Below are 6000 nucleotides of genomic sequence, written 5' to 3'. Positions count from 1 at the left end.
GCGCGGATGGCGGCCGGCCTTGGCGCCGACGTCACCATCATCGACCGCTCGATCCCGCGGCTGCGCCAGCTCGACGACATCTTCGGCGGCCGCGTCCACACCCGCTACTCGACGGTCGAGGCGCTGGAAGAGGAATGCTTTTCGGCCGACATCGTCGTCGGCGCCGTGCTGATCCCGGGTGCCGCCGCGCCAAAACTCGTTTCCCGCGAGATGCTGTCGGGCATGAAGAAAGGCTCGGTGCTTGTCGACGTCGCCATCGACCAGGGCGGCTGCTTCGAGACCTCGCACGCCACAACTCATGCCGCGCCGACCTATGAGGTCGACGGCGTCATTCACTATTGCGTCGCCAATATGCCGGGCGCCGTGCCGGTGACCTCGGCGCATGCGCTCAACAATGCGACGCTTCACTACGGCCTGCAGCTCGCCGACAAGGGCATCAAGGCGATCCTCGACGATCACCATCTGCGCAACGGCCTCAACGTCCACAAGGGCAAGATCACCAACCGCGCCGTCGCCGAAGCGCTCGGCTACGAAATGGCGGAGCCCAAAACGGCCCTAGCCGCCTGATATTCCAGGCCCGAAAGTTTCCTCCTGCCTCGCCCGCCGTTTCCCTGCCGGCGGGTTTTTTTCTTGGCCGATGATTGGCAAGAGGCGTCTTCCCCCTCCCCTTTGCGTCAATCTTGCGGTGCAGCCCGTCGGGGCGAAACGCTGGTCGACGAGGAAGCTGAACGCGCTATCCGAACCTGGACATCGCCAGCCGAAATCCCCGGCTTTCGTGATGCGACGATCACCAGGGCCCCTCCCCGCGCGTTCGACAGCGGAATGTTGAGAAACCAGGCTAAATCCAAATCGCCAACCTTCGTTGCAAAACTACCCTGGCAAGGGCTTAGGGGTCCGTCCCGGTCAGAGAGAGGTCGCACCAGGAAGAAGACGCCGACTGATGTAGCGAAAAGATGTGCGCCGAGGAACCCTACGGGACTGGCCAGCGCAATTTTTGAGCCAGCACCGCGTCCGGGAGCCAGGGCCCAAGACTATGTTCGGCCTCCGGCAAGAGCCCGGCGTCGAGCATCTTCGCATGCCCCGCGTCGATCTTACTTCGGAAGTATTCCCCATGCCGAGCTATCAAGATCGGCGGCGCCCCGGATCGTTAATCGGCGCGTGCTGCATCTGCTCAAGATGTGGCGGGAATGCCCGGTCGAAGAACCGATGATCGAGGCCGGAAGACACGTATGGCCAAGGTGCGGGATCCGTCTCGGCCGTATTCAACAGCACGACCTTGTAGCCCTCCTTGTCGAGCATTTCGAGAATGCGCGGGTAATAGGCGCTGACCCGCAGCACGTTCGCTGCCGGTTCTTCTCCTTCCGGGACGACGATCTTGCGCAAACCCTCAAAAGCGCCGCGCACCAGCGCCATTTCGGCGGCCATGGCATCATCGGCCGTGGTAAGAATTGCGGGCTTACTCATCGCGAACCGATCTCTAGTCAAACAGGGTTCGCCCCTGGATTGGATGCGCCTGCGACAAAAAGTTCCCGAACCAGCGCTGTTAGGCGGCCGCTATGCCACTGCTTTGAGCGGCGACTTGTCTGCCACCTGCACGCGCGCCGCCGCCGCCAGCAGGTCGGTCTGGGTGATCAGGCCGAGGATGCGCCGCTCGGCATCGACGATGACGACGGCATGGCTGCGGCCGTCGGTGAGCACGGGAAGCAGGCTCATCGCCGGCGTCTCGGGCGAGGCGGTGCCTGCCTTCGAGATCACGCCCTTCACCGTTTCGGTCGTCTGCGTCAGCTCGCGCAACCCCACGGCGCCGGCCAGCCGGCCGTCCGCCTCGACCACCGGCAAGGCGCGGATGTTGTGGTCGAGAAGCTGCTGTCGCGCCACGGCGGCGGTGGCAGTTTCCGGCACCGAGATCACGTCGCAGGACATGATGTCCCGGCAAAGCAGGGTTCGGTGCGAGCGCACCATCGCCTGCAGCTCGACCTGGTGCATCAGCCTTTCGAGGTCGTCGCGGCCAATGTCGAAGGTTTCGTCCAAAGCGGCGAGCGCCGCATCGACGTCCTCGGGCCGAAAGCCGACACGCTCTACCGGCGGCCTGTCCGCGGTGCCGTGATTGTTTGCGGCGGCCACGTGGACATGCGGATAGTTGCGCCGTGACAGAAGGTGGAACATAAAGCCGAGCGCCACCAGTACGGCCGAATTGAGCGCCACCGGCACGAAGGGGAACAGGAAGCCGGCGCTGACCACGGCCGGTCCGCCGAGCACGGCAGTCAGCGCCGCGGCACCGCCCGGCGGATGCAGGCAGCGCGTGAACGACATCGTGGCGATCGCCAGCGCCACAGCGAGGCCCGACGCGATCACCGGATCGTGCACGAAATGCGCCACTGTCACGCCGACCAGTGCAGAGATCGAATTGCCGCCGATAATCGACCAGGGTTGCGCAAGCGGGCTCGACGACACGGCAAAGAGCAGCACGGCGGAGGCGCCCATCGGGGCCACCAGCAGCGCCACATGCTGGCCGCCGCCCGTGGCGAGCCCGCTGATCACGCCGGTCAGCGCGATGCCAATCGTGGCGCCGATGCAGGCGAGCAGCCGCTCGCGTAGCGTCGCACCGGCAAGGATCGGAACAAAGAGACGAAAGGCCATTGTAAGCCTTGGGGCGAGGTGGAATTCTACGTTGTTCGAAATGCCGCCTAAGCTATAGATTTGAAAGTCAAACCAATCCGAATATTCGCGGCCAGTGGGAATATTATTGCGCGCACCGGTTTGTGCGGTCGCCGCCATCGCCGAACTCCAGTCTTGCCACCTGCCGTTGGGCGTTCAGCGGCCGCGAAGCAAAGAGTAGTGAAAGGGTCAGACGTTGCGATGGGCCGCCCCGGCACCACGGGCCCACCGCATGCGAAAAACACGACGAAGCACCAGCCTGAAAGGTAGCCTCGATCGGCTTTCTAACGAAAGCTGAAAATCCAGGTCCATCAACAGCATGAATCGGTCACATGTGATCGATTCAGAAAAAGCGTTGGACGCGCCTGATATACTCAGGGAACGTGGGGTATGAACAGGGGCGGCCATCATCTTCATTGCATTGTGAATCTTCTGCGGCTGCGCGATGGGCACAACAAAGGCGGCTGTGCGGGCCATATGATCGTCGTGGCGACCGCACTGAAAAGCATCACAGGAGATCCAGAGCGCGGGCCGGGAGGTCGGCGGTGAGCCGCTGGCGTCGTGGCTTCGAAGACATCAACGTTTTCGAAAACCGTTGGAGAACACGGGGATGGACGAACGCGTGCGGTCGGCCTAGACGACTTTCGCAACTCCCCAAGTCCGTTGAGAGCACTATGAGGCAGCAGCGACCCTTTGTCGTCGAGATCAAACAGAAGCGTGGGCTCGTGAAGCGGCCACAGTCAATCTGGGCCGGCATCGACCTGGCCGCCATCACGAACGATGTCGCGGAAGCCAAGACTGAAGCTATCGGCTGACGCGCCGATTTTTCCTTGTGAAGAGATCCGTTCTCAGCCCCATGGCCGCCATTGGTGAAGCAGTACCCGATGTCAAGGACATGGTCATGCCCGACGTATCGCTTCCTAAGCCGCCTAGGGTTGAAGAAGCGCCGATTCCGGAGGCTTCGAACGCACCGACTGAAGGCAGACGCACTCGCAAGAAGAAGCGCTGGCAGAAAGATGTTTCTCTGCAGCCAGGTGAACGATGGAAGCGGCGCCTGCCATGGGTGCTCCGCCATAGCCGAGCTGCGCGGTAGGTCAACTGCGCCAGGATTGAAGCTGCCCTGTCGAACTGTCCATGACAGGCCGGCAGCGTCTTTGATCAGCCGCTCTACCGTTTGAGGATGGGCACGAGGCCGGGTTTGACTGCGGAGAGGCTGCCGCTGGCGAGCATGCCATCTGCTTAAAACGTTTTCGATGGCCGGTGAATTGAGTAGTTGCACGCCAAGCACACTTGCAGCGAACATCACCTCTCCGCTGCCTCGGCCCGCAAGCCAGGTCAGCGGGCTAGAAATGGGGCTGCGGTTTTCTCCGCGGCGTCAGCTACACGATCACAGAATGTCGATGCAGCCCTCGCCTTTGCCGAGCGACTGCTCAAACAACACCGATTCGACATGCTGCGCCACCATGGCTGCGAAAGTGCGCGCCAATGGGCAGTCGGCAATAGGCCCGCCTCGCGATGCCTCGATCGCACCTGCGCTCTTGGCCAGCGTTGCGCTTGTCCGCGGCATGCCCAAACCGTTGCAGATTCAGCGCTTCTCAAACAGTAAACAATTGGGCATGACATCAGAGCCGAAGATGGCCAATAGGACGGACGACCTTCTATCGCTTCATTCGCTCTCCCAAGCGCCGCCTTTCTTTCCAAAGAGCCCTCTTTGTCTTCGCTAAAATAGCCGAAGTTAAATTTCGAGCGTTTCGGCTTGCCGGAAATTAGGGTCTCGGTGGATAAACCCGCATGGCTTTGGGGTGCTGGCAGGAAGACCGATGCGCGGGCGTGGATGGATCAAAGCGCTGCGTCAGGACGAGGCTCGGCAGGTGCGCGCACGCATTACGGAACTGGAGCGCGATCTCATAGCTGCCACACCTCAAGGACGCCATCGACGTTTCGAAGCCGGACATGAACTTCGCAATGCGAAGTTCCGCCTGGCGCGTCTCGAGGAATGCATCTCCGAAATACCGGAGAAACATAGGCGTTAGGGGAAGCTTCGCCGCTCTCAATGCTTGTAGCCGAACATCATCTCTCTGCTGCGATCAAATCGATCCTCAGACATGCGGAATGGAAGGCGGCCAGCCAGGGGCCGCGAATGGCTGGCCACAGCACCAAGTTCAATCGGCTGTGCAGTCCTGTACAAGGATTCCGAAAGCCACCTGTCGCTCGCGTCCCCTGTGGTTTCACACTGCTCGTCGATAGGTCCAGAGTTGTGCGGGGGGAACATTGCGGACGACGAAATCATAGTGAGAAACGATGTAACGGTCGGGCATTTTGAGCACCGGTGACAGAAGACCGTAGGTGATTTGGATCACAGGTCGCCCGGCCGGGATTCGTGCAAGCAAATCCTCGAGCAGTGTGAGGCGCTGTTGCATCGGAAAGCTCAACATCGGCACTGCGCTTATGACACAATCGAACTTTTCCCGGCGCTCCCCCAGAATTTCTTCCAGGGCAAACGCATTGCCCAAGCGGAAATCCACTCCCGGAAAGCGTCGCACCAGGCCATCATAAAAATCCTTGGAATATTCGACCGAAGTCAACCGATGCGGTTGGATGCCTCTTTCCAGGATGGCCCTGGTGATGACACCAGTCCCGGCACCAAGCTCCAAAACCGGCAATCCAGAATGCGTGTTGACCACACTAGCCATGCGGCGCGCCGCATGGATCGACGTGGGCATGAGTGCGCCCACACCTTTCTTATCCTTCTGCCAACATTTGAAGAATCGCACTTCTTCCTCAAGTTTCTTGCCAAGTCGCTCTTTCAATCGAAAGACCATATCCGCTCCCTTCTCCCGATCCGCGTCGGAGCAACTTTTTGTCGAAGTTTCGACATATAAACAAGCCTGATTCACAGGGATGATTGCCGCGCTGGAGGCGCGAAACGCCCGCGCCGACTGGCGCGCCTTTTCCACCATGATGACGTTTTTCTCGCTCAGATGCGCGCCAGTTCGTCCTGTATGGGAATCTCGGGCATGGCCTCGAGAGCCCCTCACAGCTCGTCGAGCAGCCGTATCTCCGGCTGCACCATCAGCGCCAGCGCGACGCACGCAGCTTCTCATCTGCTGCGCGCTTCGCCAGGCGCACAGCAGACAATGAGGCCGCTACGGCCGCAAAAAACCCGCGACGGCGGCTCGATTCCGGGACCGGTCCGCCATTTTTGGCAGGTGATCCGTGCAAGTGCGTGGCATGGATCACCCCAGCTATCTCGTGGCCGCCCCATTGCCAACGTCCTCTTTGCAACCGGCCGAGCCTCCCGACCGCCGGACCAATGGTGACGATCCCCTCTGAATGGTTTTT

Annotated in this window: 7 protein-coding genes; 2 read left to right on the top strand and 5 right to left on the bottom strand. The window is 61.0% G+C overall.

Going from position 1 to position 6000, the window contains the following annotated elements; genetic code table 11:
• Nucleotides 1–567 (top strand): alanine dehydrogenase (locus AC0L28_RS32950; protein WP_473482597.1); only part of this gene is annotated, 567 nt, incomplete at its 5' end.
• Nucleotides 568–1122: 555 nt separating this feature from the next.
• Here AC0L28_RS32950 and AC0L28_RS32945 read toward each other — a convergent pair.
• The 3 genes from AC0L28_RS32945 to AC0L28_RS32935 form a co-directional block, all read right to left on the bottom strand.
• Nucleotides 1123–1425 (bottom strand): polysaccharide deacetylase family protein, encoded by a 303-nt coding sequence (locus tag AC0L28_RS32945; RefSeq protein WP_065008435.1) that lies wholly within the window; start codon nt 1423–1425, stop codon nt 1123–1125.
• Nucleotides 1426–1554: 129 nt separating this feature from the next.
• Nucleotides 1555–2640 (bottom strand): HPP family protein, encoded by a 1086-nt coding sequence (locus AC0L28_RS32940; protein ID WP_473482595.1) that lies wholly within the window; start codon nt 2638–2640, stop codon nt 1555–1557.
• A 207-nt stretch (nt 2641–2847) separates the two neighbouring features.
• On the bottom strand, nt 2848–3135 hold the full coding sequence (locus AC0L28_RS32935) for a hypothetical protein (RefSeq protein WP_065012085.1): 288 nt from the start codon (nt 3133–3135) through the stop codon (nt 2848–2850).
• Between the two features lie 197 nt (nt 3136–3332).
• Between AC0L28_RS32935 and AC0L28_RS32930 the strand changes: the two genes are divergently transcribed.
• A complete protein-coding gene (locus AC0L28_RS32930; protein ID WP_473482593.1) occupies nt 3333–3473 on the top strand; it encodes a hypothetical protein in 141 nt (46 codons plus the stop codon).
• A gap of 572 nt (nt 3474–4045) precedes the next feature.
• On the opposite strand, the gene AC0L28_RS32925 is transcribed toward AC0L28_RS32930, so the two are convergent.
• Both AC0L28_RS32925 and pmtA read right to left on the bottom strand, forming a co-directional pair.
• Complete coding sequence (locus tag AC0L28_RS32925; RefSeq protein ID WP_156768567.1) at nt 4046–4225, bottom strand: hypothetical protein; 180 nt, start codon at nt 4223–4225, stop codon at nt 4046–4048.
• Nucleotides 4226–4886: 661 nt separating this feature from the next.
• Entirely contained in the window at nt 4887–5480 is a 594-nt protein-coding gene (pmtA, locus tag AC0L28_RS32920; RefSeq protein WP_473481675.1) for a phospholipid N-methyltransferase PmtA, read from the bottom strand.
• Nucleotides 5481–6000 lie beyond the last annotated feature (520 nt).

This window comes from Mesorhizobium sp. WSM4847 (assembly GCF_055811335.1).
The sequence above is the reverse complement of the archived record's forward strand: the minus strand, read 5'-3'. Positions and strand labels throughout refer to the sequence as shown.